The following is a 27,000-nucleotide window of genomic DNA, read 5'->3' on the forward strand; positions in this document are numbered from 1 at the left end:
TAAAAGGGATAACGTGCTCGAAAGAATTAAAGTGTGCTTCACAGAAAGCATCCAGACTCAGATTGCCGCGGCGGAAGCCCTTCCGGATGCTATCTCGCGTGCCGCAATGACGCTGGTGCAATCCCTGCTTAATGGCAACAAAATCCTCTGTTGTGGCAACGGCACGTCAGCCGCCAACGCACAGCATTTTGCTGCCAGCATGATCAATCGCTTTGAAACAGAACGCCCGAGTTTACCCGCCATTGCACTTAATACCGATAATGTGGTCTTAACGGCGATTGCTAACGATCGTCTGCATGACGAAATTTACGCAAAGCAGGTGCGAGCCCTGGGTCATGCCGGAGATGTGCTGCTGGCCATCTCTACGCGCGGCAATAGCCGGGATATTGTCAAAGCCGTTGAAGCCGCCGTCACCCGCGACATGACCATCGTGGCCTTAACCGGCTATGACGGGGGTGAGCTGGCGGGTCTGCTTGGGCCGCAGGATGTGGAAATCCGCATTCCGTCTCACCGGAGCGCGCGTATTCAGGAAATGCATATGCTCACGGTGAACTGCTTATGTGACTTGATCGATAACACGCTTTTCCCTCACCAGGATGATTAAGGAGTTCTTATGAAGGCTTTATCGACCCTCGCAGTCCTTATGTCTGCATTACTGCTTCAGGGATGTATCGCTGCGGCCGTTGTGGGTACCGCCGCAGTAGGCACCAAAGCGGCAACCGATCCGCGCTCTGTGGGGACACAGGTGGATGACGGTACGCTGGAGCTGCGCGTCAACAGTGCGCTGTCGAAAGACGAACAGATCAAGAAAGAGGCGCGTATTAACGTGACGGCTTACCAGGGCAAAGTGCTGCTGGCAGGCCAGGCGCCGAATATGGAACTCGCCTCTCGTGCGAAACAAATCGCAATGGGTGTTGAAGGAACCACAGAGGTGTTTAACGAAGTGCGTCAGGGCAAGCCAATTGGCCTGGGTGATGCCTCTTCCGATACCTGGATCACCACCAAAGTGCGTTCCCAGCTGCTGGGCTCGGACCAAGTGAAATCCTCCAACGTGAAAGTGACGACTGAAAACGGTGAAGTGTTCCTGCTGGGTCTGGTGACCGACCGTGAAGGGAAAGCGGCGGCCGATATCGCCAGCCGGGTGAGCGGCGTGAAGCACGTCACCACCGCGTTTACTTACATTAAATAAAAAAAAATCCCCTCACTTGAGGGGATTTTTTATAGGCCCGGTAAGCGTAGCGCCACCGGGCGTTTTTCACAGAAGCGCAATACTTCCCACCATCACCCCGCTCAACGCCACCAGCCCCGCGGTCAGCCAGAGCGCTTTCGCCGGGAATGACTTACGCAGCATAATCAGCGACGGCAGGCTGATCGCCGGCAGCGTAATCAGCAGCGCCAGCGCCGGCGCGGTGCCCATGCCGGCCAGCATCATGGTCTGAACAATCGGGATCTCCGCCGCCGTTGGGATCACAAACAGGCAGCCTGCAACGGCCATCGCAATGACCCACATCAGCGTGTTGTCGATAGCACCATCCGCATGCGGGAAGAGCCAGACGCGCGCCGCCCCCAGAACCAGTACCGCCAGGATATAGACCGGGATGGTGCTCCAGAAAAGTTGCCATAGCGCCCTGCCCCAGCGCGCAAAGAACCCGCCCTGCGGCTCGCTGACGTCCAGCTCAACGGCTGCGGGTTCTTCAGCAGTATCCTTCACCAGTTTTTGCACCAGCGTCGCCACCACCAGCACGGTCAGCAGCCCGGCGACCAGACGGATGAACGCGAAATGCCAGCCCAGCACAAAGCCCATAAACACCAGCGTCGCCGGATTGAGCAGCGGGTTGCCCATCCAGAACGCCAGCGCGCCGCCCATCGACACGCGCTGGCGGCGCATCCCTGCCGCCACAGGCGCGGCACAGCAGGAGCACATCATGCCTGGCAGGGAGAAAATCGTCCCCAGAAGCGTGCCCTGAAAGCGCGGCTGACCGAGGGTTTTCACCAGCCAGTTACGCGGGATCAGCACCTGAATCAGCGACCCCAGAATGACGCCTAAAACGGCGGCTTTCCAGACGGCAAGGAAGTAGACCATGGCATAGTCCCACGCCGCCTGCAGCGGGCTGGACTCAGCCTGAGCGAGAATAGATTTACCGATGCTGTGCGTTTCGGCGGCGGTGAAGGCTTTGCCGTAGTACGGCTGCCATTTCACGTACCAGAGGCCAATAATGACCACGAGAAAGAAGAGTGCGGGCTTCCACCATTGAACAGGTGTTGCCGCCTGAGATGAAGACTGACCAGTCATAGCATTCCCCGGAGAGTATTAGGTTATTAGCCGGGGGAGTTTACGCCTCGCCCTGCGCGATTTCACGCAGTTTTGCCGAAGGGATAATGTTTACGCCCGCTTTCGACGGGGCCAGTCCCTCTTTTAACATCGCCCGCGCGACGTCCCGCGCCTCGATGGCCTTCCAGTTGCCGGGAAGGATGCGAAACAGCGGGGCCAGGATCGACTCGTTAAAGCGGCGTTCGTCCCGGTGGCCGATCAGCATCGAAGGGCGCACAATCGTCAGCTGCTCCCATTTCTGCGCAATCAGCGCATCCTCCATCTTGCCCTTCACCTTGTTGTAGAAGAAAGGCGATCCGGCACTGGCGCCCAGCGCGCTGACCACCAGAAAATGTCTGGCCCCCAGTTTTTTCGCCGTAAGCGCGGTGTCCACCACCAGCGTATAGTCGGCGTGGATAAATGCCTCTTTGCTGCCCGCCTCCCGTCGCGTGGTGCCCAGACAGCAAAAGGCGATATCAATAGGATCCTGGACCTGCGCCAGCGCGTCCGTCAGCTGAGGATCGTGCGGATTAAAGACGCCAGATAAATCTGCCAGCGGTCGACGCGTCGGGGCGGCGATATAGTTCACGCGGCGATCCTGAATCAGCAGCCGCAGCAGATGATCGCCCACTAACCCGGTAGCCCCGGTAATCAATACCTGACTCATCGTATCCCCTTTACAGAATTGTCCGTTTGCGAACTCAGCGTCGTCGACCACACTTAGAAGTCTGTTACAGGTAAGTATTTACCACAAGCGGAGAAAAATCAGTCTGAAGCCAAAACAACGGAGGAAGCATGGGCAAGAAAATCGCAGTCTTGATTACCGACGAGTTTGAAGATTCAGAATTCACCTCGCCTGCAGAGGCGTTCCGCAAGGCGGGACATGAGGTCATCACCATTGAGAAAGAGGCGGGCAAAACGGTGACAGGCCATAAGGGCGAGGCGACCGTAACTATTGATGAGACTATCGATAACGTTAGCCCCTCAGATTTCGACGCCCTGCTGTTACCCGGTGGCCATTCCCCGGATTCCCTGCGCGGGGACGAACGCTTCGTGACCTTTACCCGGGACTTTGTTTCTACCGGCAAACCGGTCTTTGCCATCTGTCACGGTCCGCAGCTCCTTATCAGCGCGGAGGTTGTACGCGGGCGTAAGCTCACGGCGGTGAAACCGATCGTTATCGATCTGAAAAATGCGGGCGCCGAGTTTTACGATCAGGAAGTGGTCAACGACAAAGATCAGCTGATCACCAGCCGTACTCCGGACGATCTCCCGGCGTTTAACCGCGAAGCGCTACGCCTGCTCGGCGCGTAACCAGTGCAGCTTCTTGCCAAAGCCCAGGGTGTTGTCGGTAAATTTCAGCTCATCGAGGCGGATTTCCCACACCGGGGCTTTTAGCGCAGCGGCAACGGGAAAGCGGCGCGTGTAGAGCTTACGGCGCGCGTCGCTCTCTTCGCCATCCAGACGACGGATCTCCCCTTTGAACTGCACGCCGCGGATCAGCGCGACCGTTTTCGGCTGGCCATTCACCGTGCCCGCGACCTTCGCCTGCAGGCCAGTCATCTGCGCATGACGCGTTTTGTCTTCGCTCATGACATAAAACGCGACGCGCTCCGGATCGTAGTAGTAAAACGCGTTAGCGCACCACATCTCCCCCTCGTCATAGACGCACCAGGTGACAACATGCTGCTTCGCCAGCCAGCGGTTAATGGCGGCCAGTGTTTCCATTTTCGTTCTCTCTCATGCTATGGTGCGTTCACCTTAACATACTGAATCTGTTTACCGTGTGCTGGTTTCTCTATCTTGTCCGAACCGCTGATAACGCACTCTACACCGGGATCACCACCGATGTGGCGCGGCGTTTTTTACAACATCAAACGGGAAAAGGGGCAAAGGCGCTGCGGGGGAAAGGGGAATTAAAGCTCGCCTTTTCGGCGCCCGTCGGTGACCGATCGCTGGCGCTCAGGCTGGAATACCGCATCAAACAGCTGACGAAGCGCCAGAAAGAGCGCCTCGTGACCGGAGACGGCTCCTTTGAGGCGCTACGCGAGAGCCTGATTAAAAGCGATTGAAATGGTCGTGGTACTCGACCAGACCATTGACGCCGTTCAGCGCGTCGTCCGCCAGACGGTGCACCTGGAAAGCGGATTCCGTACCCGGCCAGCGGCAGCGCAGATCGTAATGCGCGGCCTGCTCAAAGCCTAAACGGCCATAGAACGCCGGATCGCCCAGCGTGACAACGGCCGCATAACCGAACTCATTGAGCGAATCCAGGCCTTCATAGACCAGCTGGCGTGCCAGCCCCTGCCCGCGATAGCTTTCATCTACCGCCAGCGGTGCCATGCCTACCCACTGCAGCTCTTCGCCCTGAACGATGACCGGACTGAAGGCAACATAGCCCACCACCTGACCTTCGTCATCGGTGGCAACCAGCCCCAGCGTAATCAGGCCGTCTTCGCGAAGGTCGTGGACCAGTTGGGCTTCGGCATCGCTCGCAAAGGCGCGGCGTAACAACGCATCGATCCCCGGCGCATCAATCCCAATTTCGACTCGAATCAGCATGGCTCACCTACTGAAGTGTGTTTACCGTCCGGCGGGGTTTTCAGCCCGGCCTCAACGAAATCTGCCATTTGCATTAACATCACGCGCAGCGCTTTCGGCATCTGCTCCAGCTCAATGGCATCCATTAAATTCTTCACGTACAGACCGAGCTCCGTGTCGCCTTCAATCACCAGACGGCGCTGGAAGAAGAGCGTATCCGGATCCTGCTTACGCGCGGCGATCATCAGCAGATCGCTGGCGTTGGCGCTAAAGCTCACATCCGCCTCGGCGGTTTCGCGGACGATTAGCTGGTCATTCTCAACGGAGGTAAACCAGCGCAGCCCGATATCACGCACCTCAATGCTCAACCAGCGCCCTTCCAGGAATTCCAGCTCGCCATCCTGCAGCGCCTGGCGGAACTGCCAGCTCAGGACCTGCTCCAGCACCTGACGTTTAAGCGCGAACGGCGCCAGCTTTACCGGCACGCTCAGCATTGATGGACCAAATTGTACGAGACGTGAACGCAGTTTATCCAGCACGAGCTTTACTCCCTGATATCTATAGTCCTGCTATTTTGCCATATCCGAAGCGCAACATAGCGGCGTAAATCAACAAACCGTCGTCCGCCGTACCTCATTATTGGTGTCATCAATACGCCATTAGCTGCCTTAAATCAAAAATTGTCGCCTATGGGTTAATTAAAATCCCAGCTCGTTAACAATTTTGCGATCGACTACATCAGGATAAATTATGGAGCTGCTCTGCCCTGCCGGAAATCTTCCGGCGCTTAAGGCGGCCATCGAAAATGGGGCCGATGCGGTCTATATCGGGCTAAAAGATGACACCAACGCCCGCCATTTTGCTGGCCTCAACTTTACGGAGAAAAAGCTTCAGGAAGCCGTTAACTTCGTTCACCAGCACCGCCGCAAATTGCATATCGCCATCAATACCTTTGCTCATCCTGACGGCTACGCCCGCTGGCAGCGCGCGGTGGATATGGCGGCACAGCTGGGTGCCGATGCGCTGATCCTGGCCGACCTCGCCATGCTTGAGTATGCGGCAGAACGCTATCCCCATATTGAGCGCCACGTCTCTGTTCAGGCATCTGCCACCAACGAAGAAGCTGTGCGTTTTTACCATCAACACTTTGACGTGGCTCGCGTGGTGCTGCCGCGCGTGCTCTCTATTCATCAGGTTAAGCAACTCGCGCGCGTCACGCCAGTGCCGCTGGAAGTTTTTGCCTTTGGCAGCCTGTGCATCATGGCCGAAGGCCGTTGCTATCTTTCCTCTTATTTAACCGGTGAATCGCCGAATACCGTCGGAGCCTGCTCCCCTGCCCGCTTTGTCCGCTGGCAGCAGACCCCTCAGGGGCTGGAATCCCGCCTGAATGAGGTGCTGATTGACCGCTATCAGGACGGTGAAAACGCCGGTTATCCAACCCTGTGTAAAGGCCGCTATCTGGTCGACGGCGAGCGCTACCACGCGCTGGAGGAGCCGACCAGCCTCAACACGCTGGAGCTGCTGCCGGAACTGCTGGCGGCCAATATTGCCTCGGTGAAAATCGAAGGTCGTCAGCGCAGCCCGGCCTATGTGAGCCAGGTGGCGAAAGTGTGGCGTCAGGCCATCGACCGCTGCATGGCGGACCCGCAGAACTATGCTCCGCAGCAGGCCTGGATGGAGACGCTCGGATCGATGTCCGAAGGCACGCAAACCACGCTTGGCGCGTATCACCGTAAATGGCAGTGAGATAACCATGAAATATTCATTAGGACCGGTGCTCTACTACTGGTCAAAAGAGACGCTGGAAGATTTTTACCAACAGGCCGCCACCAGCAGCGCCGATGTGATTTATCTCGGCGAGGCGGTGTGCAGCAAGCGCCGCGCCACCAAAGTGGGCGACTGGCTGGACATGGCGAAAAGCCTGGCCGGCAGCGGCAAGCAGGTGGTGCTCTCGACGCTTGCGCTGGTGCAGGCCTCTTCTGAACTGGGCGAGCTGAAGCGCTATGTCGAAAACGGCGAGTTCCTGCTGGAAGCGAGCGATCTCGGCGTGGTGAATATGTGCGCCGAACGCAAGCTACCGTTTGTCGCGGGGCATGCTCTGAACTGCTATAACGCCGTGACCCTGCGCCTGCTGCTCAAACAGGGGATGACGCGCTGGTGCATGCCGGTGGAGCTCTCCCGCGACTGGCTGGCTAACCTGCTTAACCAGTGCGACGAGCTGGGCATTCGCAATCAGTTTGAAGTGGAAGTGCTGAGCTATGGGCATCTGCCGCTGGCCTATTCTGCCCGCTGCTTTACCGCGCGCTCGGAAGACCGTCCGAAAGACGAGTGCGAAACCTGCTGCATTAAGTACCCGAACGGGCGCAGCATGCTGTCGCAGGAGAATCAGCAGGTGTTTGTCCTCAACGGCATTCAGACCATGAGCGGCTATGTCTATAACCTCGGCAACGAGCTGGCGTCGATGGACGGGCTGGTGGATATGGTGCGCCTGTCGCCGCTGGATACCGGCGTGTTTGCGATGCTGGATGCCTTCCGCGCCAACGAAAACGGCGCCGCTCCGCTGCCGCTGACGGCAAACAGCGACTGTAACGGCTACTGGAAGCGTCTGGCCGGGCTGGAACTGCAGGCCTAAAAAAGGCTCACTTTGTTAACAATGGTTATCATTTTTTAATGCAGTATTAAAGATTGACCGTCGACAAAGTGAGCTGTTATGACTGACAAAACCCTTCCGTTTTCGGTGCTGGATCTGGCGCCGATCCCACAAGGCTCCTCGGCAAGAGAAGCCTTTTCGCACTCCCTCGATCTCGCTCAGCTGGCCGAAAAGCGTGGCTATCACCGCTACTGGCTGGCCGAGCACCACAACATGGTGGGCATTGCCAGCGCCGCCACCTCGGTACTGATTGGTTATCTGGCGGCAAATACTACCACTCTGCACCTGGGCTCCGGCGGCGTGATGCTGCCAAACCACGCCCCGCTGGTGATTGCCGAGCAGTTTGGCACCCTGAATACCCTCTATCCGGGCCGTATCGATTTGGGCCTTGGTCGTGCGCCCGGCAGCGACCAGCCAACGATGCGCGCCCTGCGCCGCCATATGAGCGGCGATATCGATAACTTCCCGCGCGACGTGGCCGAACTGGTGGACTGGTTCGACGCGCGCGATCCGAACCCGCACGTGCGCCCGGTACCGGGCTACGGTGAGAAGATCCCGGTATGGCTGTTGGGATCAAGCCTCTACAGCGCACAGCTGGCCGCACAGCTGGGGCTGCCGTTTGCGTTTGCCTCGCACTTCGCGCCGGATATGCTGCATCAGGCGCTGCATCTTTACCGCACGCACTTCAAACCGTCCGAGCGTCTGGAGAAGCCGTACGCGATGGTGTGTATCAACATCATTGCTGCCGACAGCAATCGCGACGCGGAATTCCTGTTTACCTCTATGCAGCAGGCGTTTGTGAAGCTGCGCCGCGGTGAGACGGGCCAGCTTCCGCCGCCGGTGGAGAATATGCATCAGCTGTGGTCAGCGTCAGAGCAGTATGGCGTTCAGCAGGCGCTGAGCATGTCGCTGGTAGGCGATAAGGCGAAAGTGCGTCACGGGCTGGAGGCGGTGCTGCGCGAAACGCAGGCGGATGAAATTATGGTTAACGGCCAGATTTTCGATCACCAGGCGCGATTGCATTCGTTTGAGCTGGCGATGCAGGTGAAAGAGGAGCTGGTGGGGTAGTTTTTTGCCGGATGGCGGCTTCGCCTTATCCGGCCTACGCGATCCCTGTAGGCCCGGTAAGCGCAGCGCCACCGGGCTTTCTGTTTATTGATACACAGGCAGCAGGTTAAAACTCGACAGCACGTGGACCAGCGCATTGCCAGCACCGAACACCAGAATCAGCGCAATCATCGGCTTGCCGCCCCAGACGCGGAATTTCGGGCTGCCGAAGCGTTTACGTGATTTACGTGCCAGCAGCGCTGGCACAATCGCCGCCCAGATTGTTGCCGCCAGTCCGGCATAGCCGATGGCGTACAGGAAGCCGTTCGGCCACAGCAGGCCACCCACAATCGGCGGCAGGAAGGTCAGCAGCGCGGTTTTGAAACGCCCCATCGCAGAATCATCAAAGCCAAACAGATCCGCCAGGTAGTCAAACAGGCCCAGGGTTACGCCGAGGAAAGAGCTCGCCACTGCGAAGTTAGAGAAGATAACCAGCAACAGATCCAGGCTGCGGCTGTTCAGCACGCCGCTCAGGGCCTGTACCAGCACGTCAATGTTACCGCCCTTCTGGGCAATGCCGATAAACTCCGGACGCGGGATGTTGCCCATCGTCCCCAGCAGCCAGATCACATACAGCCCCAGCGCCAGCAGCGTGCCGTAGACCAGACACTTCACAATCGTGCGCGGATCTTTGCCGTAGTACTTCATCAGGCTCGGCACGTTGCCGTGGTAGCCGAACGACGCCAGACAGAACGGTAGCGTCATCAGCAGGTACGGCGTGTAGGAGGTATTCACTTCGGCAACGTTAAACAGCGTGGCGGGCGTCACGTGCCCCAGCAGGCTGCCGAAGGTCAGGAAGAAGGTGATGACCTTCGCACCCAGTACGATCGCCGTCATCCGGCTTACCGCTTTGGTACTCATCCAGACGATAAACGCCACGCCCAGCGCAAAGCACAGCCCGGCCAGACGCGCCGGAACGTTCAGCGACATCTCAGAGAAGGTGTGATGCAGAATCGAACCGCTCGCCGAGATATACGCGTAGGTCAGGATATAGAGCACAAAGGCGATGGACAGCCCGTTAACCAGGTTCCAGCCTTTGCCCAGCAGATCTTTGGTGATGGTGTCGAAGCTGGAGCCAATGCGGTAGTTCAGGTTGGCTTCGAGGATCATCAGCCCGGAATGGAGCATACAGAACCAGGTAAAGACCAGCGCAGCCAGCGACCAGAAGAACCACGCACCGGACATAACCACGGGCAGGGAGAACATCCCGGCACCTATAATGGTTCCGCCGATGATCACCACGCCGCCAAGCAGCGAAGGTGACGTTTGGGTGGTGGTTAGTGTCGCCATACAGCCTTTTCTCCAGTCAATCATGCGGTTCTGCATTTTAATGTGACGCACTGTACCAGTACAAGAGTACAAAGGGAATAAAAAAAGCCCCGATAGCATGTATCGGGGCTGTATATTTTACTTTACGTCAGAAGCGTAAGGCTTATGCGTCACCGAAACGACGACGGCTGGTGCCTTCTTCACGACGCGGGCCACGGCTTTCGCGGCGCTCGCCGGAGAAACGACGACCTTCACCACCGCGACCTTCGCTGCGACCGCCTTCACGACGCTCGCCGCCGAAGCTGCGACCACCGCCACGACGTTCGCCGCCACGGTCAGGACGTGGCTGTGCATCGCCCAGCAGCTGCATGTTCATCGGCTTGTTCAGGATGCGGGTACGCGTAAAGTGCTGCAGCACTTCGCCCGGCATGCCTTTTGGCAGTTCGATGGTAGAGTGGGAAGCGAACAGCTTGATGTTACCAATGTAACGGCTGCTGATGTCGCCTTCGTTAGCGATCGCGCCAACGATGTGACGAACTTCAACGCCATCATCACGGCCCACTTCAATGCGGTACAGTTCCATGTCACCCGCGTCACGGCGTTCACGACGTGGACGGTCTTCACCACCACGCTCTGGACGGTCACCACGTGGGCCACGATCGTTACGGTCGCCACGACGTTCGAAACGATCGTCACGGTCACGGAATTCACGCTTAGGACGCATCGGCGCATCTGGCGGCACGATCAGGCTACGTTCGCCCTGAGCCATTTTCAGCAGTGCTGCAGCCAGGGTTTCCATGTCCAGCTCTTCGCCTTCAGCAACAGGCTGAATCTGCGACAGCAGCGCGCGGTACTGATCCAGATCGCTGCTTTCCAGCTGCTGCTGTACTTTGGCGGCGAATTTTTCCAGACGGCGTTTGCCCAGCAGCTCTGCGTTTGGCAGGTCCGCTTCTGGAATGGTCAGCTTCATGGTACGTTCGATGTTACGCAGCAGACGACGCTCGCGGTTCTCAACGAACAGCAGCGCACGGCCAGCACGACCCGCACGACCGGTACGGCCGATACGGTGAACATAAGACTCGGAATCCATCGGGATGTCGTAGTTAACAACCAGGCTGATACGCTCAACGTCCAGACCACGTGCTGCCACGTCGGTTGCAATCAGGATATCCAGACGACCGTCTTTCAGACGCTCCAGAGTCTGCTCACGCAGGGCCTGGTTCATGTCACCGTTCAGCGCTGCGCTGTTGTAGCCGCTACGCTCCAGGGCTTCAGCCACTTCCAGGGTCGCGTTTTTGGTACGAACGAAGATAATCGCCGCATCAAAATCTTCCGCTTCCAGGAAACGTACCAGCGCTTCGTTTTTACGCATGCCGTACACAGACCAGTAGCTCTGGCTGATGTCCGGGCGAGTGGTTACGCTGGACTGAATACGCACTTCCTGCGGCTCTTTCATGAAGCGGCGGGTAATGCGACGGATAGCTTCCGGCATGGTTGCAGAGAACAGCGCGGTCTGATGACCGTCCGGGATCTGCGCCATAATGGTTTCAACGTCTTCGATGAAGCCCATACGCAGCATCTCATCTGCTTCATCCAGTACCAGACCGCTCAGTTTAGAGAGGTCCAGGGTACCGCGCTTCAGGTGATCCAGCAGACGGCCCGGCGTACCGACAACAATCTGTGGGCCCTGGCGCAGGGCGCGTAACTGCACGTCATAACGCTGGCCGCCGTACAGGGCAACCACGTTTACGCCGCGCATATGTTTAGAGAATTCCGTCATGGCTTCTGCAACCTGAACAGCCAGTTCACGGGTTGGGGCCAGAACGAGGATCTGCGGTGCACGCAGGTCCGGATCAATGTTGTTCAGCAGCGGCAGCGAGAATGCTGCAGTTTTACCGCTACCAGTCTGGGCCATGCCCAGCACGTCACGACCAGAAAGCAGGTGTGGGATACACTCAGCCTGGATCGGAGATGGTTTTTCGTAACCCAGATCGTTAAGGGCTTCAAGGATAGGAGCCTTCAGGCCCAGATCTGCAAAAGTGGTTTCGAATTCAGCCATGTAGTACGAGTGCCTCAATGTCAATGGCGGCCAGTCTACTTAGCTCATCGTGAAAATGATTAGCAATTTTCATTGAAAAGTGTGAACCGGCTCAAAGTAGGTGTATTGACGAACAACAACGCCCTCACCAGTTAAGGTGATGGCAATCAAAAGATTACGGGCTGATGTTTATGTCGTCAGCTATTGCTGGTCCGATTCTGCCAGGTCGTCATGCTCCTGGCCCAAGAGCGATAATTCCAACAATGCATAACGGTGCTCAACGAAGTTGTGTACGTTGTTAGCAACCGCTAATTTGAACAGTGCCGTAGCGCTGTCCATATCCCCCAGACTTAGGTAGTACTTACCTAAATAGAAGTTGGTTTCACTGAGATGCTCAGCGAGCGAGGTGTTATCCGTTGCGTCCGCCTTGAGGCGTTCCATCAGCGTTGCTTCGCTAATGTTGCCCAGGTAGAACTCGACAATGTTCCATCCCCACTGTTCCTTGTCCGATTTATCGAAGCGCTGTTTCAGTGCCTCTTTTGCCTGCTTCTCATCGAGCTTACGCTCAACGATGTAAAGCCACAGGCTACGGAAAGGATCATTAGGATCGTCTTGATAAAACGCCAGCAGATCATCTTGCGCTAACTTGTCACGACCGCCGTAATACAATGCGATACCGCGATTCAAGTGCGCGTAGTTGTAAGTTGGATCAAGCTCAAGTACAGAATCAAACGCTTCATAGGCAGCATCAAAATTGCCTGCCTGCGTTAAATAAATGCCTAAGTAATTGAATACTTCAGGCATATCAGGTCGGATAGCCAGCGCTTGTGAAAAATCATTTCGCGCCAATGCCCTCAGACCGAGACTATCATACAACACTCCGCGCTCATATAAAAGCTGTGCGCGTTCTTCATCGGTTAAAGCCCGACTGGCAAGTATTTGTTCCATGCGTGCCAGGATCACTTCCTGCTGCAAAGTCGGTTGCAATGGCACTGCGAGGACTTCGCTCTTACGCCAGGCAGAGTTGCTGCATCCTGCCAGCGTTAAAGCTGTCGCAACGAAACACCAGCGCAAAAAAGGCTTCATTTCCCACTCCCGAAGACAACTATTGGATGAACGTCCTGTCCCCCGGCGGCTTAACAAGGCGTCCTGCCTGATAATAGGCCCTCCGCAAAGCGGAGGGCAAATGGCAACTTACTCGCCTTGCTGTTCTGCTGCCTGTGCTTCTGGCGCAGCAGCTGGCTGAGACTGCTCGGTTGCTTCTTTAATGCTCAGACGGATACGGCCCTGGCGATCAACTTCCAGAACTTTCACCGGTACTTCCTGACCCATCTGCAGGTAATCAGTCACTTTCTCAACGCGCTTGTCAGCGATCTGAGAGATGTGAACCAGACCTTCTTTACCGCCACCGATGGCAACGAACGCGCCAAAGTCAACGATACGGGTCACTTTACCTGCGTAGACACGGCCCACTTCGATTTCTGCAGTAATTTCTTCGATGCGACGGATCGCGAATTTCGCTTTCTCGCCGTCGGTTGCTGCGATCTTCACAGTACCGTCATCTTCGATTTCGATGGTGGTGCCAGTCTCTTCGGTCAGCGCACGGATTACGGAACCGCCCTTACCGATAACATCTTTGATCTTGTCTGGATTGATCTTGATGGTGTGGATACGTGGAGCGAACTGAGAAATGTCGCCACGCGGCGCGTTAATCGCCTGTTCCATCACGCCCAGGATGTGCAGACGCGCACCTTTAGCCTGGTTCAGAGCAACCTGCATGATCTCTTTGGTGATACCTTCAATTTTGATATCCATCTGCAGTGCAGAGATACCTTCGCGGGAACCCGCTACTTTGAAGTCCATATCGCCCAGGTGGTCTTCGTCACCCAGAATGTCAGACAGAACAACGAAGTTGTCGCCTTCTTTCACCAGGCCCATTGCGATACCCGCAACGGCGGCTTTGATTGGCACGCCTGCATCCATCAGCGCCAGAGAGGCACCACACACGGAAGCCATGGAAGAGGAACCGTTGGATTCGGTGATTTCAGACACTACACGTACGGTGTACGGGAATTTGTCTGCTTCTGGCATGACGGCCAGTACGCCGCGCTTCGCCAGACGACCGTGACCAATTTCACGACGCTTCGGCGAGCCAACCATACCGGTTTCGCCTACGGAGTACGGAGGGAAGTTGTAGTGGAACAGGAAGCTGTCAGTGCGCTCGCCCATCAGTTCGTCGATGATCTGCGCATCACGTGCAGTACCCAGGGTCGCGGTAACCAGCGCCTGCGTTTCGCCACGGGTGAACAGCGCGGAACCGTGAGTACGTGGCAGAACGCCAGTACGCACATCCAGACCACGGATCATGTCTTTTTCGCGGCCATCGATACGCGGCTCGCCTGCCAGTACGCGGCTACGAACAACGTTTTTCTCGATAGCGTGCAGGATGTCGCTCAGTTCATTAGCGTCCAGCGTTTCATCTTCCGCAACCAGGGTCGCGATAGTTTCAGACTTGATCACGTCAACCTGAGCGTAACGCTCCTGTTTGTCAGTGATGCGGTACGCATCGCTCAGACGAGATTCTGCCAGTGCAGCAACGCGTGCGTTCAGCGCGTCGTTTGCCGCTTCTGGCTGCCAGTCCCAACGTGGTTTACCGGCTTCTTTCACCAGGTCGTTGATGTTCTGGATAACGATCTGCTGCTGGTCGTGGCCAAATACCACAGCGCCCAGCATCTGGTCTTCGCTCAGCAGTTCAGCTTCGGATTCAACCATCAGTACAGCCGCTTCAGTACCCGCAACCACCAGGTCCAGCTTACTTTCTTTCAGCTCTTCCTGGGTTGGGTTCAGCACGTACTGGTCGTTGATGTAGCCAACGCGCGCGGCACCGATTGGACCATTGAATGGAATACCAGACAGTGACAGGGCAGCGGACGCACCGATCATCGCTACGATGTCCGGGTTAACCTGCGGGTTAACGGAAACAACGGTCGCGATAACCTGTACTTCGTTAACGAAGCCTTCCGGGAACAGTGGACGAACCGGGCGGTCAATCAGACGCGCGATCAGGGTTTCGCCTTCGCTTGGACGGCCTTCACGACGGAAGAAACCACCCGGGATTTTACCGGCAGCGTAGGTACGCTCCTGGTAGTTAACGGTCAGCGGGAAGAAGTCCTGACCTGGTTTAGCTTTTTTCTGGCCAACAACGGTAACGAATACCGCAGTGTCATCCATGCTTACCATAACGGCAGCAGTAGCCTGACGAGCCATCATGCCGGTTTCCAGCGTGACGGTATGTTGACCATACTGGAATTTACGAACGATCGGATTCAGCAAAGTTCTGTCCTTTCTTAAATGTTTGACAGCACACCACCGGTGTGCTGTCGATTTAACCCGACCTTCTTCGCATCCTCGCGACTAATGACAACCAACACCCCCATGGGTGAAGCCTCTCATTAGCCGCGCGAACCTCTGCAATGAAGATCATTTATAGCAACAATACAATAGTTTCCAGTGAATTGCTGCCGTCTGGTTGAAAAAAGGGGCCATCAGGCCCCCTTTTCTGAAACTCGCAAGACTTAGCGACGCAGACCCAGACGCTCGATCAGCGCGGTGTAGCGTGCAACATCTTTACGTTTCAGGTAGTCGAGCAGTTTACGACGCTGAGAAACCATACGCAGCAGACCACGACGGCTGTGGTGATCTTTTTTGTGCTCTGCAAAGTGACCCTGCAGGTGGTTAATCTGTGCAGTCAGCAGTGCAACCTGAACTTCGGTAGAACCGCTGTCGTTAGTACCACGACCAAACTCAGAAACGATTTTAGCTTTAGCTTCAACGCTTAGAGACATTTTCAAACTCCAAAGTATAAAGAATGTAAGGATGCCGATCTCTAATTCAGCGACCCCATGTACGCCCCGCAGATTGTTAAACAATTTACCAGGCGTTAAGCGGCGATATTCTACTCGTCTCCCCTGCTTATCGCAAGGTGAGCCGTCATCACCGTCATGCTTCGATCGGATACTCGACGACCAGACGACGCGGCGCAACGCGCCCCTCACCATCCATTTCGCCCATACCGATGAATTTCCCTTCGTCGCCTTCGGTCACGCGTACCAGTCCTTCCAGCGGCGCTTCCGCCGTACGAACCGGGTTGCCGTTCTTAAAGTAAACGGAGGATGTTAAAGGAAGATTAACAACCGGGAAGTCCGCTGCCGGACTGTCCATCGGCATCAGCAAAGGATCCAGCAAATCTGCCGGCGCGATCCCCTGCGCTTCCGCCTGTTCTACCAGCTCGCGCAGTTGCTCCAGGGTCACCATCCGCTCTACCGGGTACTTGCTCACCGCCAGACGGCGCAGGTAAATCACATGTGCGCCGCAGCCCAGCTTTTCACCGAGGTCGTCGATGATGGTGCGAATATAGGTCCCTTTCGAACAGTGCACCTCCAGCTCCAGCTCATCACCTTCGTGGCGAATAAACAGCAGCTCATACACGGTTATCGGACGGGCTTCACGCGGGACGTCAATGCCCTGGCGCGCATATTCGTAGAGTTTTTTCCCCTGATACTTCAGCGCCGAATACATCGACGGTACCTGCATCGTATCCCCACGGAAGCTCTCCAGCGCCGCATCAAGCTGCTCCGCGCTGAAGGTCACCGGACGCTCTTCTACCACCTGGCCATCCGCGTCGGAGGTATCCGTGCGCTGGCCCAGTTTAGCGATAACGCGGTAGCGCTTATCGGAGTCGAGCAGGTACTGGGAAAACTTTGTCGCCTCTCCCAGACAGACCGGCAGCATGCCGGTTGCCAGCGGGTCGAGCGCGCCGGTGTGGCCCGCACGGTTGGCGTTATAAATACGCTTAACTTTCTGCAGCACGTCGTTGCTGGAAGCGCCCTGGGGTTTATCCAGCAGCAGCACACCATGCACGTCGCGACCACGACGACGAGGACGACTCATCAGTCCTCCTTGCTGTCGTCCGCCGGGTTAACACGACGCTCATCGTCATGTTTAACCACGCTGGTCACCAGGTTGGACATACGCATACCTTCGACCAGCGAGTTGTCGTAGAAGAAGGTCAGTTCAGGCACGATACGCAGGCGCATCGCTTTGCCAAGCAGGGAGCGGATGAAACCAGAGGCTTCCTGCAGCGCTTTAATGCCGTTTTTCACTGCCGCTTCGTCCTGATCGTTCAGGAAGGTGACGAACACTTTGGCATAGGCCAAATCACGGGACATTTCGACACCGGAAACGGTGGTCATCATGCCGACGCGCGGGTCTTTAATTTCACGTTGCAGAATGAGTGCGATCTCTTTCTGCATTTCCTGCGCTACGCGCTGAGGGCGACCAAATTCTTTCGCCATAATAAATTCTCCAGACAAAAAAGGGGCTAAAGCCCCTTTTTGAAATTATTGCCGGGTGGCGCGAGGCGATCCCGGCTTACAATCGGTAATTAAGCGATGGTACGCTGAATTTCGATGATCTCGAACACTTCGATCATATCGCCAACGCGAACGTCGTTGTAGTTCTTCACGCCGATACCACATTCCATGCCGTTACGGACTTCGTTAACGTCATCTTTGAAGCGGCGCAGGGATTCCAGCTCGCCTTCGTAGATAACCACGTTGTCACGCAGTACGCGGATTGGGTTGTGACGCTTGATGTTACCTTCGGTAACCATACAGCCCGCGATCGCACCGAATTTCGGTGATTTGAACACGTCACGTACTTCAGCCAGACCGATGATCTGCTGTTTCAGCTCAGGAGACAGCATACCGCTCATCGCGGCCTTCACTTCGTCGATCAGGTTATAGATGACGGAGTAGTAACGCAGATCCAGGCTTTCGGATTCAATCACTTTACGCGCAGACGCATCCGCACGAACGTTGAAGCCAACCAGGATAGCGTTAGAGGCAGCAGCCAGGGTAGCGTCGGTCTCGGTGATACCACCTACGCCCGAACCGATGATCTTCACTTTCACTTCGTCAGTAGACAGTTTCAGCAAGGAGTCGGAGATCGCTTCCACAGAACCCTGAACGTCGGCTTTCAGAACGATGTTCACTTCGTGAACTTCGCCCTCGGTCATGTTGGCAAACATGTTCTCGAGTTTAGATTTCTGCTGACGAGCCAGTTTAACTTCACGGAATTTGCCCTGGCGGTACAGTGCCACTTCACGCGCTTTCTTCTCGTCACGCACAACGGTCACTTCGTCACCGGCAGCCGGAACACCGGACAGACCCAGGATTTCCACTGGAATGGACGGACCCGCTTCCAGCACTTCCTGACCCAGTTCGTTACGCATCGCACGAACGCGGCCGTATTCGAAACCGCACAGAACGATATCGCCTTTATGCAGTGTACCTTCACGAACCAGAACGGTAGCAACCGGGCCACGACCTTTATCCAGGAAGGATTCGATCACCGCGCCGCTCGCCATACCGTTACGGATGGCCTTCAGCTCCAGAACTTCGGCCTGCAGCAGGATCGCGTCCAGCAGTTCGTCGATACCGGTACCCGCTTTCGCAGACACGTGTACGAACTGGCTTTCACCGCCCCACTCTTCCGGCAGGATACCGTACTGGGAAAGTTCGTTTTTAACACGATCGGGATCCGCTTCTGGCTTATCGATCTTGTTCACTGCAACCACAACTGGCACACCTGCAGCCTTCGCGTGCTGGATAGCTTCGATGGTCTGTGGCATCACGCCGTCGTCTGCGGCAACAACCAGAACAACGATATCCGTCGCCTGAGCACCACGAGCACGCATTGAGGTAAACGCGGCGTGGCCTGGGGTATCCAGGAAGGTGATCATACCGTTGTCAGTTTCTACGTGGTATGCACCGATGTGCTGGGTAATGCCACCCGCTTCACCCGAGGCAACCTTAGTAGAACGAATGTAGTCAAGCAGAGAGGTTTTACCGTGGTCAACGTGACCCATGATGGTCACAACCGGTGCACGCGGTTCAGCCGCAGCGCCAGTATCACGGTCGCTCATTACTGCTTCTTCCAGCTCGTTTTCACGACGCAGGATTACTTTGTGGCCCATCTCTTCAGCAACCAGCTGTGCGGTTTCCTGATCGATCACCTGGTTGATGGTCGCCATGGCGCCCAGTTTCATCATCGCTTTGATGACCTGAGAGCCTTTAACCGCCATCTTGTTCGCCAGTTCGCCAACGGTAATGGTTTCGCCGATCACAACGTCACGGTTAACGGCCTGAGCAGGCTTCTGGAAGCCCTGCTGCAGAGCGGAACCTTTACGCTTGCCGCCTTTACCACCGCGAACAGCCGCGCGTGCTTCTTCACGATCAGCTTTGGATTCAGCGTGCTTGTTGCCTTTTTTCGCCGGACGCGCAGCTTTTGCATTACGGCCACGGCCACGACCGCCTTCCACTTCACGGTCGTTATCATCTTCAGCCTGACGCGCATGCTGAGAAGTGGTCACGTGATAGTCGCTGGTGTCTTCAGTCGGCTCAACGGTATTCACACCATTCTTCTCGTTTTCTTCTGCCATACGGCGCGCTTCTTCGGCGACGCGGCGAGCTTCTTCTTCCAGCTTACGGCGGGCTTCTTCTTCCGCTTTACGCTTCAGCTCGGCAGCTTCATTTTCACGGCGGGCTTTTTCAGCCTGGGCGGTTTTGGTCATTTCGTCTGTCTGTTGATTGCTCACTTTGTCTTTTTCCGCAGCGTCACGCTTCACTTTATCACTTGCGTCGCGTTTCGCTTTTTCTGCGGCCTCACGTTCAGCTTTTAATTCTGCTTCACGTTTGGCGGCTGCTTCCGCCTCACGCTGAGCTTGTTCTTCCGCTTCACGCTGTGCCTGCTCTTCCGCGGCAAGGCGTTCTGCCTCTTGCGGATCACGTTTTACAAAGGTGCGCGTCTTGCGGACTTCAATTTGTACCGATTTGCTTTTGCCACCGGTACCAGGGATGTTTAACGTGCTACGCGTTTTGCGCTGCAGCGTTAACTTGTCAGGCGTAGAGCCGTGTTCACGGTTCAGGTGCGTTAACAAGGTTTGTTTTTCTTGCGCGGTCACCGAGTCATCAGCGGACTTCGGGATCCCTGCATCAGCAAATTGCTGTACCAGGCGGTCCACGGAGGTCTGAATCTCAGCAGCCAGCGATTTTACAGTTACATCAGTCATGCTGTTCCTTCCTGCTACAGTTTATTACGCTTCGTCGCCGAACCAGCAAATATTACGTGCGGCCATGATGAGCTCGCCGGCTTTCTCGTCGGTTAAACCTTCGATATCAGCCAGGTCATCAACGCCTTGCTCAGCGAGATCTTCCAGCGTACAAACACCACGGGCAGCCAGCTTGAACGCAATCGCACGATCAAGACCTTCCAGATTCAGCAGGTCATCAGCCGGCTTCTTATCGCCAAGGCTTTCTTCCTGAGCCAGTGCCAGGGTGGTCAGTGCGTTTTTAGCGCGTTCACGCAGGGCTTCAACGGTTGGTTCATCCAGACCGTCAATTTCCAGCAGCTCTTTCATTGGCACATAGGCCAGTTCTTCCAGCGTAGAGAAACCTTCTTCAACCAGAACAGTGGCGAAGTCTTCGTCAATATCCAGGTATTTCGTGAAGGTATCGATCGCCGCATGGGCTTCAGCCTGATGCTTAGCCTGCAGGTCATCAACGGTCATCACGTTGAGTTCCCAGCCGCTCAGCTGTGACGCCAGGCGTACGTTCTGGCCGTTACGGCCGATTGCCTGCGCCAGGTTGCCCGCTTCAACAGCGATATCCATGGTGTGTTTGTCTTCGTCAACAACGATAGACGCCACATCAGCTGGAGCCATTGCGTTGATCACGAACTGCGCCGGGTTGTCATCCCACAGAACGATATCAATACGTTCGCCGCCCAGCTCAGTAGACACTGCCTGGACACGCGCACCGCGCATACCGACGCAAGCACCGACCGGGTCGATACGCTTGTCGTTGGTTTTCACCGCAATTTTCGCACGGGAGCCCGGATCGCGAGCCGCCGCTTTAATCTCGATAACTTCTTCACCGATTTCCGGTACTTCGATACGGAACAGTTCTACCAGCATTTCTGGTTTAGAACGGGTCACGAACAGCTGTGCGCCACGCGCTTCAGGGCGAACGGCGTACAGAACGCCGCGAATACGGTCGCCTGGACGGAAGTTTTCACGCGGCAGCATATCTTCACGCAGGATCACGGCTTCAGCGTTACCCGGCAACCCTTCGGATTTGATCTCCAGGGAGATATTGTCGCGGTTCACTTTCTTCACCACGCCGGTGATGATTTCGCCTTCCTGATCGCGGAACTGATCGACAACCAGCGCGCGCTCGGCTTCGCGCACTTTCTGCACGATAACCTGTTTAGCGGTCTGGGTGGTGATACGGTCGAAGGTCACAGATTCAATCTGATCTTCAACGTAGTCACCCACGTTCAGACTTTCGTCTTCAAAACGGGCGGCTTCCAGGGTGATCTCTTTGGTCGGCTGGGTCACTTCTTCTACGATTACCCAACGACGGAATGTATCGAAGTCACCGCTTTTACGATCGATTTCTACGCGAACATCGATCTCTTGTTCGTATTTTTTCTTGGTTGCTGTAGCCAGTGCACTTTCCAGCGCTTCAAAAATCTTTTCACGCGGCAGTGATTTCTCGTTGGAGACGGCTTCAACAACAGCCAAAATTTCTTTGTTCATCGCGGGCTTTTCACCTCAATCCAGACTGTTAAAAGTGGGGAACCAGGTTCGCCTTCTGGATATTACTCAGCGCGAACACTTCATCTTTGCCTTCGACTGTCACCGTGATCATTTCACCATCAACGGCTTTGATAATTCCCTGCCATTTACGGCGGTTCTGTACGGCCATACGCAGAACGAGAGCCACTTCTTCACCGGTAAAGCGCACATAGTGCTCGGCCGTGAACATCGGGCGATCGAGGCCAGGTGAGGAAACTTCCAGGTTGTACGCAACGGTAATCGGGTCTTCAACATCAAGAACCGCACTCACCTGGTGGCTGACATCAGCACAATCATCAACATTGATGCCATCTTCACTATCAATATAGATGCGCAGCGTCGATGTACGGCCGCGAACGAATTCGATGCCGACCAGTTCGTAGCCCAGTGCTTCGACCGGTGCAGTAATCATCTCTGTTAATTTTTGCTCTAATGTGGACAAGCCCACCCCCAAGACATAAAAAAAGGGCGTAAAGCCCAGTTATTCTGTAGTCAGATAACAAAAAACCCCGATAAATCGGGGCTTTAGATAACTGAACCCTATAGCCACAACTGTGGCCTGGAGCACTTTCCGAAAGAATTTTTTCAAATCCAGCTACGAAGGCTCTAAGTCTTCACAGTATATTTGAAAAAGAACTTTATGGGAAAGTGGTTGCGGGGGCCGGATTTGAACCGACGACCTTCGGGTTATGAGCCCGACGAGCTACCAGGCTGCTCCACCCCGCGCCTGAAACGTGGCAAATTCTACGCGTTTTGGACAGAATTTGCAAATAATGCTGGGATTTGGTACCGAAGACGGGACGTAAAATCGGCGTTTAGTATATTGATAGTTGACCCCACCTGTCAAGGCGACTTCCGCCAGATCGATCAGACCAAAATTTTTACAAAAAACGCATGACTCTCTTCCGGTCTTCGCCAAAAGATGATTAAATGAATACTCACTTATTTTGCATAAAAATGCACAAGAGAGCGAAAGCGGTCTCTAATCAGTCAATCAAGCAGGGTTTTATTCTATGACGACGATTCTCAAGCATCTTCCGGTAGGACAACGTATTGGCATCGCTTTCTCAGGTGGCCTGGATACCAGCGCTGCACTGCTGTGGATGCGCCAGAAGGGAGCGGTTCCGTATGCCTATACTGCGAACCTGGGTCAGCCGGATGAGGACGACTATGATGCCATTCCTCGTCGCGCTAAAGAGTATGGTGCAGAGAACGCGCGCCTGATTGACTGCCGTAAGCAACTTGTCGCGGAAGGTATCGCGGCTATTCAGTGTGGTGCATTCCATAACACCACCGGCGGTCTGACCTATTTCAACACCACCCCGCTGGGCCGTGCGGTCACCGGCACCATGCTGGTTGCGGCGATGAAAGAAGACGGCGTCAACATCTGGGGTGACGGCAGCACCTATAAAGGAAACGATATCGAACGCTTCTATCGCTATGGCCTGCTGACCAACGCCGAACTGCAGATTTACAAACCGTGGCTGGACACCGACTTCATCGACGAGCTGGGTGGTCGTCATGAGATGTCCGAGTTTATGATCGCCTGCGGTTTCGACTATAAGATGTCAGTCGAGAAAGCCTATTCCACCGACTCCAACATGCTGGGTGCGACGCACGAAGCGAAAGACCTGGAATTCCTGAACTCCAGCGTGAAGATCGTTAACCCGATCATGGGCGTGAAGTTCTGGGACGAGAACGTCAAAATCCAGGCAGAAGAAGTGACCGTGCGTTTCGAACGCGGCCATCCGGTTGCGCTGAACGGTAAAACCTTCTCTGACGATGTTGAGCTGATGCTGGAAGCTAACCGTATTGGCGGTCGTCACGGTCTGGGCATGAGCGATCAGATTGAAAACCGTATCATCGAAGCGAAAAGCCGTGGCATTTATGAAGCCCCGGGAATGGCGCTGCTGCACATCGCTTACGAGCGTCTGCTGACCGGCATTCACAACGAAGACACCATTGAGCAGTATCACTCTCATGGCCGTCAGCTGGGCAAACTGCTGTATCAGGGCCGCTGGTTCGATCCACAGGCGCTGATGCTGCGTGATGCGCTGCAGCGTTGGGTGGCAAGCGCGATCACCGGTGAAGTGACCCTCGAACTGCGTCGCGGTAACGACTACTCAATCCTGAACACCGTGTCTGACAACCTGACCTATAAAGCAGAGCGTCTGACTATGGAGAAAGGTGAATCTGTGTTCTCACCAGACGATCGTATTGGTCAGCTGACCATGCGTAACCTGGACATCACCGATACACGTGAGAAGCTGTTCAACTATGTTGAGAATGGCCTGCTCTCCGCCAGCTCCGGTAACGGCCTGCCGCAGGTTGAAAATCTGGAACACAACGATAAGAAGTAATCGACAGCACGACATGCAAAAGGCGCCCAACAGGCGCCTTTTTTATTTGGTATTTGTAGGGCGGGTAAGCGCAGCGCCACCCGCCATTTTGCCCGCTACCACAATATACAGACGAAAAAAAAGACGTCTTTCGACGTCTTTCTTCTGGAATATTGGTACCGAGGATGGGACTCGAACCCACAAGCCCGTTAGGGCACTACCACCTCAAGGTAGCGTGTCTACCAATTCCACCACCTCGGTACAGAATACTTAGTGCGGGATATCGCTGGTTGGCTTAGCCGGTGCAGCTGGCTGAGTCTGCTCAGTTTTCGCTGGCGCGCTCAGGTTTTCCCACTCGCTTCCTTTGCTGGTCTTATTGCTGTTGATATTGCCAAGCACCAGACTGATGATGAAGAACAGCGTAGCCAGAATCGCCGTTGTGCGGGTCATGAAGTTCGCAGAACCACTTGAACCGAACAGCGTACCGGAAGCGCCTGCTCCGAAGGAGGCTCCCATATCAGCGCCTTTACCTTGCTGCAGCATAATCAGCGCTACGAGAGCGATGGCTACAATAAGGAAAACAACTAAAAGAGCTTCGTACATAATCAACCTGTTCCTTGCGGATTTGCCGCATACCAATGCTTCGACCAATTAGCAGGATTTTTGTTTCCCACTGAAGCGGGTGTGAATACTAACCAAAGCGAATCACCTTCGCAAGGGCATTTTCGACGCATTGTATCAACTGCGGAAAAAAACAGCAAAAAGCCATGAATTGCTTAAAACAAAGGCGGCAAACGCCGCCTTTTTAAACATTTAGCGTGCAAGATTATGCAGCTTTCACGGCATCCGCAATACGGTGCGCAAATTCGGTGACCTGCGCTTCGTCTTCGCCTTCCACCATCACGCGGATCAGCGGTTCGGTACCGGACTTACGCAGCAGCACGCGTCCACGGCTGCCCAGAGCCGCTTCAACATCAGCCATCACCGCTTTGACGTTCTCATTTTCCAGCGGATCGCCTTTGCCAGCAGTAAAGCGCACGTTCACCAGGATCTGTGGGAACATTTTCATCCCGCTGCACAGATCGTGCAGGCTCATATGGTTGCGCGCCATCGCGGCAACCACCTGCAGCGCGGCCACGATACCGTCACCAGTGGTAGTTTTGTCGAGCAGGATGACGTGACCCGAGTTTTCTGCACCGATGCGCCAGCCCTTCTCCTGCAGTTTTTCCAGCACGTAGCGGTCACCCACTTTCGCGCGAACGAACGGAATACCGAGCTGTTTCAGCGCCAGTTCCAGGCCCATGTTACTCATCAGCGTACCTACCGCACCGCCGCGCAGCTGGCCCTGACGCAGACCTTCACGTGCAATGATGTAGAGGATCTGATCGCCGTCGACCTTGTTACCTTCGTGGTCGACCATGATCACGCGGTCACCGTCGCCGTCCAGCGCAATACCGAGATCGGCTTTCTCCGCCAGAACACGCGCCTGCAGAGCACGAACGTCAGTTGCACCCACCTGCTCGTTAATGTTCAGACCATCCGGCTCGCAGCCAATGGCGATCACTTTCGCACCCAGTTCGCGGAAAACATTCGGGGCGATGTGGTAGGTCGCACCGTTTGCACAGTCCACCACAATTTTCAGATGAGCCAGGCTCAGCTCATTCGGGAAGGTACCTTTACAGAATTCGATGTAACGCCCCGCCGCATCGACGATACGGTTCGCTTTACCCAGCTCTGCGGAATCAACACAGGTGATCTCTTTTTCCATTTCGGCTTCAATCGCCTCTTCCACGTCATCCGGCAGCTTGGTGCCGTCAATGGAGAAGAATTTAATGCCGTTGTCGTAGAACGGGTTGTGAGAAGCCGAGATGACAATCCCCGCTTCCGCACGGAAGGTGCGCGTCAGATACGCGACTGCAGGCGTTGGCATTGGGCCCGTAAAGGAGGCGGACAGTCCGGCAGCTGCCAGACCCGCTTCAAGCGCGGACTCCAGCATATAGCCCGAAATACGGGTGTCTTTACCGATGATAATTTTACGTGAACCATGACGCGCCAGTACCTTGCCAGCAGCCCAGCCGAGCTTCAGGACAAAATCAGGGGTGATGGGAGCATCGCCTACACGCCCACGGATACCGTCGGTACCAAAATATTTACGATTACTCATAGCGTTTGTTTTCCTTCGCTGCCAGTGTGGCTTCCACCACACGCATGGCTTCTACTGTTTCTTTGACGTCATGGACACGAATAATGTGCGCACCCTGCATCGCCGCAATCACTGCGCAGGCCAGGCTGCCGCTCAGGCGTTCGCTCGGCCCCACGTTCAGCAACTGCCCAATCATCGACTTTCTCGACATCCCCACCAGTAACGGCAGGCCAAAATGATGGAATTCCGACAGGCGCGCAAGCAACGCATAGTTGTGGGAGAGATTTTTACCGAAACCGAACCCCGGGTCGAGCAGCAATTTCTCTTTTGGGATACCTGCACGTTCACAGCGTGCAATATGCTCAATAAAGAAGCGATTCACGTCGGCAAAGACATCGTCATACTTCGGTGCTTCCTGCATGGTTTTCGGTTGGCCCTGCATGTGCATCAGGCATACCGGTAACCCCGTCTCTGCCGCGGCTTCAAGTGCGCCAGGCTCGGTGAGTGAGCGAATATCATTAATAATGTGAGCGCCTACTCTCGCCACTTCACGAATCACTTCGGGTTTGGAGGTATCAACGGAGATCCACACTTCAAACCGCTGCGCGATGGCTTCAACGACCGGCACGACGCGCGCCAGCTCTTCTTCCACAGACACGTCAGCCGCACCAGGACGCGTCGATTCGCCGCCAACGTCAATGATGGTGGCACCCGCATTAATCATTAAATTCGCGTGCTTAACCGCCTCGATAAGCGTGTTATGCGTGCCGCCGTCAGAGAAGGAGTCAGGGGTAACATTCAGGATCCCCATCACATGGGGATGTGAGAGATCGAGATGCGAGTCCTGAGCGAATAATTTCATGGCGAAATCCCTGATATCTATATGGTTAAACAGAAATGAAAAA

Annotated in this window: 25 protein-coding genes, 2 tRNA genes and 1 pseudogene; 8 read left to right on the forward strand and 20 right to left on the reverse strand. The window is 55.4% G+C overall.

The genetic code is table 11. The features are described 5' to 3' along the window. Positions 1-13: 13 nt before the first annotated feature. A complete protein-coding gene (gene diaA / locus GXP72_RS20010; protein WP_003861754.1) occupies positions 14-604 on the forward strand; it encodes a DnaA initiator-associating protein DiaA in 591 nt (196 codons plus the stop codon). A 9-nt stretch (positions 605-613) separates the two neighbouring features. Continuing rightward, positions 614-1,189: a division/outer membrane stress-associated lipid-binding lipoprotein gene (dolP, locus tag GXP72_RS20015; protein ID WP_024906379.1), complete on the forward strand. Its 576-nt coding sequence runs from the start codon at positions 614-616 to the stop codon at positions 1,187-1,189. Between the two features lie 66 nt (positions 1,190-1,255). On the opposite strand, the gene GXP72_RS20020 is transcribed toward dolP, so the two are convergent. Next, on the reverse strand, positions 1,256-2,293 hold the full coding sequence (locus tag GXP72_RS20020) for a permease (protein ID WP_090418856.1): 1,038 nt from the start codon (positions 2,291-2,293) through the stop codon (positions 1,256-1,258). A gap of 40 nt (positions 2,294-2,333) precedes the next feature. Beyond that, a complete protein-coding gene (locus GXP72_RS20025; protein WP_024906377.1) occupies positions 2,334-2,978 on the reverse strand; it encodes an NAD(P)H-binding protein in 645 nt (214 codons plus the stop codon). A gap of 128 nt (positions 2,979-3,106) precedes the next feature. Here GXP72_RS20025 and GXP72_RS20030 point away from each other — a divergent pair, with 128 nt between their 5' ends. Beyond that, a complete protein-coding gene (locus tag GXP72_RS20030; RefSeq protein ID WP_023333577.1) occupies positions 3,107-3,625 on the forward strand; it encodes a type 1 glutamine amidotransferase domain-containing protein in 519 nt (172 codons plus the stop codon). On the opposite strand, the gene GXP72_RS20035 is transcribed toward GXP72_RS20030, so the two are convergent. Further along, positions 3,605-4,039 carry a YhbP family protein gene (locus GXP72_RS20035; RefSeq protein ID WP_024906376.1) on the reverse strand — a complete coding sequence of 145 codons (435 nt, stop codon included), beginning with the start codon at positions 4,037-4,039 and terminating at the stop codon, positions 3,605-3,607. The genes GXP72_RS20030 and GXP72_RS20035 overlap by 21 nt on opposite strands. A 14-nt stretch (positions 4,040-4,053) precedes the next feature. On the opposite strand from GXP72_RS20035, the gene GXP72_RS20040 reads away from it, so the two are divergent. Continuing rightward, positions 4,054-4,383, forward strand: a complete 330-nt coding sequence (locus GXP72_RS20040) for a GIY-YIG nuclease family protein (RefSeq protein WP_155267914.1) — start codon at positions 4,054-4,056, stop codon at positions 4,381-4,383. Here the strand turns inward: GXP72_RS20040 and GXP72_RS20045 are convergent. Together GXP72_RS20045 and GXP72_RS20050 are read right to left on the reverse strand one after the other, a co-directional pair. Then, on the reverse strand, positions 4,370-4,873 hold the full coding sequence (locus GXP72_RS20045; RefSeq protein WP_023309324.1) for an N-acetyltransferase: 504 nt from the start codon (positions 4,871-4,873) through the stop codon (positions 4,370-4,372). The two genes, GXP72_RS20040 and GXP72_RS20045, sit on opposite strands and share 14 nt — an antisense overlap. Further along, complete coding sequence (locus GXP72_RS20050) at positions 4,867-5,391, reverse strand: SCP2 domain-containing protein (RefSeq protein WP_024906374.1); 525 nt, start codon at positions 5,389-5,391, stop codon at positions 4,867-4,869. The genes GXP72_RS20045 and GXP72_RS20050 overlap by 7 nt, the downstream gene beginning before the upstream one ends. A gap of 211 nt (positions 5,392-5,602) precedes the next feature. Between GXP72_RS20050 and GXP72_RS20055 the strand changes: the two genes are divergently transcribed. The 3 genes from GXP72_RS20055 to GXP72_RS20065 all read left to right on the forward strand — a co-directional run bounded on the left by GXP72_RS20055 (position 5,603) and on the right by GXP72_RS20065 (position 8,570). Then, complete coding sequence (locus GXP72_RS20055) at positions 5,603-6,598, forward strand: peptidase U32 family protein (RefSeq protein ID WP_023309326.1); 996 nt, start codon at positions 5,603-5,605, stop codon at positions 6,596-6,598. A gap of 7 nt (positions 6,599-6,605) precedes the next feature. Further along, on the forward strand, positions 6,606-7,484 hold the full coding sequence (locus GXP72_RS20060; RefSeq protein ID WP_208763292.1) for a U32 family peptidase: 879 nt from the start codon (positions 6,606-6,608) through the stop codon (positions 7,482-7,484). A 78-nt stretch (positions 7,485-7,562) separates the two neighbouring features. Then, positions 7,563-8,570, forward strand: a complete 1,008-nt coding sequence (locus GXP72_RS20065) for an LLM class flavin-dependent oxidoreductase (RefSeq protein WP_047959535.1) — start codon at positions 7,563-7,565, stop codon at positions 8,568-8,570. A gap of 84 nt (positions 8,571-8,654) precedes the next feature. Here GXP72_RS20065 and mtr read toward each other — a convergent pair whose 3' ends face one another. The 11 genes and pseudogenes from mtr to GXP72_RS20125 form a co-directional block, all read right to left on the reverse strand. Then, positions 8,655-9,899, reverse strand: coding sequence for a tryptophan permease (gene mtr / locus GXP72_RS20070; RefSeq protein WP_032650487.1), 1,245 nt, complete (start codon positions 9,897-9,899; stop codon positions 8,655-8,657). 142 nt (positions 9,900-10,041) lie between these two features. Continuing rightward, on the reverse strand, positions 10,042-11,937 hold the full coding sequence (locus GXP72_RS20075; protein ID WP_024906370.1) for a DEAD/DEAH family ATP-dependent RNA helicase: 1,896 nt from the start codon (positions 11,935-11,937) through the stop codon (positions 10,042-10,044). A gap of 180 nt (positions 11,938-12,117) precedes the next feature. Continuing rightward, positions 12,118-13,002 (reverse strand): lipoprotein NlpI, encoded by an 885-nt coding sequence (gene nlpI, locus GXP72_RS20085; protein WP_023309331.1) that lies wholly within the window; start codon positions 13,000-13,002, stop codon positions 12,118-12,120. Between the two features lie 50 nt (positions 13,003-13,052). Next, positions 13,053-15,249: pseudogene (pnp, locus tag GXP72_RS20090) on the reverse strand (polyribonucleotide nucleotidyltransferase). Positions 15,250-15,491: 242 nt separating this feature from the next. After that, a complete protein-coding gene (rpsO, locus tag GXP72_RS20095) occupies positions 15,492-15,761 on the reverse strand; it encodes a 30S ribosomal protein S15 (RefSeq protein WP_003861789.1) in 270 nt (89 codons plus the stop codon). 154 nt (positions 15,762-15,915) lie between these two features. After that, positions 15,916-16,866, reverse strand: coding sequence for a tRNA pseudouridine(55) synthase TruB (gene truB, locus GXP72_RS20100; protein WP_148770242.1), 951 nt, complete (start codon positions 16,864-16,866; stop codon positions 15,916-15,918). Further along, entirely contained in the window at positions 16,866-17,270 is a 405-nt protein-coding gene (gene rbfA, locus GXP72_RS20105; RefSeq protein WP_003024988.1) for a 30S ribosome-binding factor RbfA, read from the reverse strand. Before rbfA ends, truB begins: the two co-directional genes overlap by 1 nt. Before the next feature lie 89 nt (positions 17,271-17,359). Next, positions 17,360-20,047 (reverse strand): translation initiation factor IF-2, encoded by a 2,688-nt coding sequence (gene infB / locus GXP72_RS20110; protein ID WP_048992084.1) that lies wholly within the window; start codon positions 20,045-20,047, stop codon positions 17,360-17,362. Between the two features lie 24 nt (positions 20,048-20,071). Then, positions 20,072-21,574 (reverse strand): transcription termination factor NusA, encoded by a 1,503-nt coding sequence (gene nusA / locus GXP72_RS20115; RefSeq protein WP_003861798.1) that lies wholly within the window; start codon positions 21,572-21,574, stop codon positions 20,072-20,074. A gap of 28 nt (positions 21,575-21,602) precedes the next feature. Continuing rightward, on the reverse strand, positions 21,603-22,055 hold the full coding sequence (gene rimP, locus GXP72_RS20120) for a ribosome maturation factor RimP (RefSeq protein WP_014833432.1): 453 nt from the start codon (positions 22,053-22,055) through the stop codon (positions 21,603-21,605). 207 nt (positions 22,056-22,262) lie between these two features. Further along, positions 22,263-22,339: transfer RNA gene (locus tag GXP72_RS20125), tRNA-Met, on the reverse strand. A gap of 287 nt (positions 22,340-22,626) precedes the next feature. Between GXP72_RS20125 and argG the strand changes: the two genes are divergently transcribed. Then, complete coding sequence (gene argG / locus GXP72_RS20130; protein WP_208763293.1) at positions 22,627-23,973, forward strand: argininosuccinate synthase; 1,347 nt, start codon at positions 22,627-22,629, stop codon at positions 23,971-23,973. A gap of 153 nt (positions 23,974-24,126) precedes the next feature. On the opposite strand, the gene GXP72_RS20135 is transcribed toward argG, so the two are convergent. The 4 genes from GXP72_RS20135 to folP form a co-directional block, all read right to left on the reverse strand. Next, positions 24,127-24,213: transfer RNA gene (locus GXP72_RS20135), tRNA-Leu, on the reverse strand. 9 nt (positions 24,214-24,222) lie between these two features. Then, positions 24,223-24,555, reverse strand: coding sequence for a preprotein translocase subunit SecG (gene secG / locus GXP72_RS20140; protein WP_023309338.1), 333 nt, complete (start codon positions 24,553-24,555; stop codon positions 24,223-24,225). Between the two features lie 223 nt (positions 24,556-24,778). Continuing rightward, on the reverse strand, positions 24,779-26,116 hold the full coding sequence (gene glmM / locus GXP72_RS20145; protein ID WP_024906365.1) for a phosphoglucosamine mutase: 1,338 nt from the start codon (positions 26,114-26,116) through the stop codon (positions 24,779-24,781). Beyond that, on the reverse strand, positions 26,109-26,957 hold the full coding sequence (gene folP, locus GXP72_RS20150; protein ID WP_024906364.1) for a dihydropteroate synthase: 849 nt from the start codon (positions 26,955-26,957) through the stop codon (positions 26,109-26,111). Before folP ends, glmM begins: the two co-directional genes overlap by 8 nt. Between the last annotated feature and the right edge of the window lie 43 nt (positions 26,958-27,000).

Origin of the sequence: Enterobacter sp. SES19 (genome assembly GCF_011765665.1) — a bacterium.
Classification (GTDB): Bacteria; Pseudomonadota; Gammaproteobacteria; order Enterobacterales; family Enterobacteriaceae; genus Enterobacter; species Enterobacter pseudoroggenkampii.

Bases quoted from the DNA above. Each gene is read 5' to 3' on its own strand.
- dolP (WP_024906379.1), top strand. From the start codon at position 614: ATGAAGGCTTTATCGACCCTCGCAGTCCTTATGTCTGCATTACTGCTT.
- GXP72_RS20020 (WP_090418856.1), bottom strand. From the start codon at position 2,293: ATGACTGGTCAGTCTTCATCTCAGGCGGCAACACCTGTTCAATGGTGG.
- GXP72_RS20025 (WP_024906377.1), bottom strand. From the start codon at position 2,978: ATGAGTCAGGTATTGATTACCGGGGCTACCGGGTTAGTGGGCGATCAT.
- GXP72_RS20030 (WP_023333577.1), top strand. From the start codon at position 3,107: ATGGGCAAGAAAATCGCAGTCTTGATTACCGACGAGTTTGAAGATTCA.
- GXP72_RS20035 (WP_024906376.1), bottom strand. From the start codon at position 4,039: ATGGAAACACTGGCCGCCATTAACCGCTGGCTGGCGAAGCAGCATGTT.
- GXP72_RS20040 (WP_155267914.1), top strand. From the start codon at position 4,054: ATGCTATGGTGCGTTCACCTTAACATACTGAATCTGTTTACCGTGTGC.
- GXP72_RS20045 (WP_023309324.1), bottom strand. From the start codon at position 4,873: ATGCTGATTCGAGTCGAAATTGGGATTGATGCGCCGGGGATCGATGCG.
- GXP72_RS20055 (WP_023309326.1), top strand. From the start codon at position 5,603: ATGGAGCTGCTCTGCCCTGCCGGAAATCTTCCGGCGCTTAAGGCGGCC.
- GXP72_RS20060 (WP_208763292.1), top strand. From the start codon at position 6,606: ATGAAATATTCATTAGGACCGGTGCTCTACTACTGGTCAAAAGAGACG.
- GXP72_RS20065 (WP_047959535.1), top strand. From the start codon at position 7,563: ATGACTGACAAAACCCTTCCGTTTTCGGTGCTGGATCTGGCGCCGATC.
- mtr (WP_032650487.1), bottom strand. From the start codon at position 9,899: ATGGCGACACTAACCACCACCCAAACGTCACCTTCGCTGCTTGGCGGC.
- GXP72_RS20075 (WP_024906370.1), bottom strand. From the start codon at position 11,937: ATGGCTGAATTCGAAACCACTTTTGCAGATCTGGGCCTGAAGGCTCCT.
- nlpI (WP_023309331.1), bottom strand. From the start codon at position 13,002: ATGAAGCCTTTTTTGCGCTGGTGTTTCGTTGCGACAGCTTTAACGCTG.
- rpsO (WP_003861789.1), bottom strand. From the start codon at position 15,761: ATGTCTCTAAGCGTTGAAGCTAAAGCTAAAATCGTTTCTGAGTTTGGT.
- truB (WP_148770242.1), bottom strand. From the start codon at position 16,866: ATGAGTCGTCCTCGTCGTCGTGGTCGCGACGTGCATGGTGTGCTGCTG.
- rbfA (WP_003024988.1), bottom strand. From the start codon at position 17,270: ATGGCGAAAGAATTTGGTCGCCCTCAGCGCGTAGCGCAGGAAATGCAG.
- infB (WP_048992084.1), bottom strand. From the start codon at position 20,047: ATGACTGATGTAACTGTAAAATCGCTGGCTGCTGAGATTCAGACCTCC.
- nusA (WP_003861798.1), bottom strand. From the start codon at position 21,574: ATGAACAAAGAAATTTTGGCTGTTGTTGAAGCCGTCTCCAACGAGAAA.
- argG (WP_208763293.1), top strand. From the start codon at position 22,627: ATGACGACGATTCTCAAGCATCTTCCGGTAGGACAACGTATTGGCATC.
- secG (WP_023309338.1), bottom strand. From the start codon at position 24,555: ATGTACGAAGCTCTTTTAGTTGTTTTCCTTATTGTAGCCATCGCTCTC.
- glmM (WP_024906365.1), bottom strand. From the start codon at position 26,116: ATGAGTAATCGTAAATATTTTGGTACCGACGGTATCCGTGGGCGTGTA.
- folP (WP_024906364.1), bottom strand. From the start codon at position 26,957: ATGAAATTATTCGCTCAGGACTCGCATCTCGATCTCTCACATCCCCAT.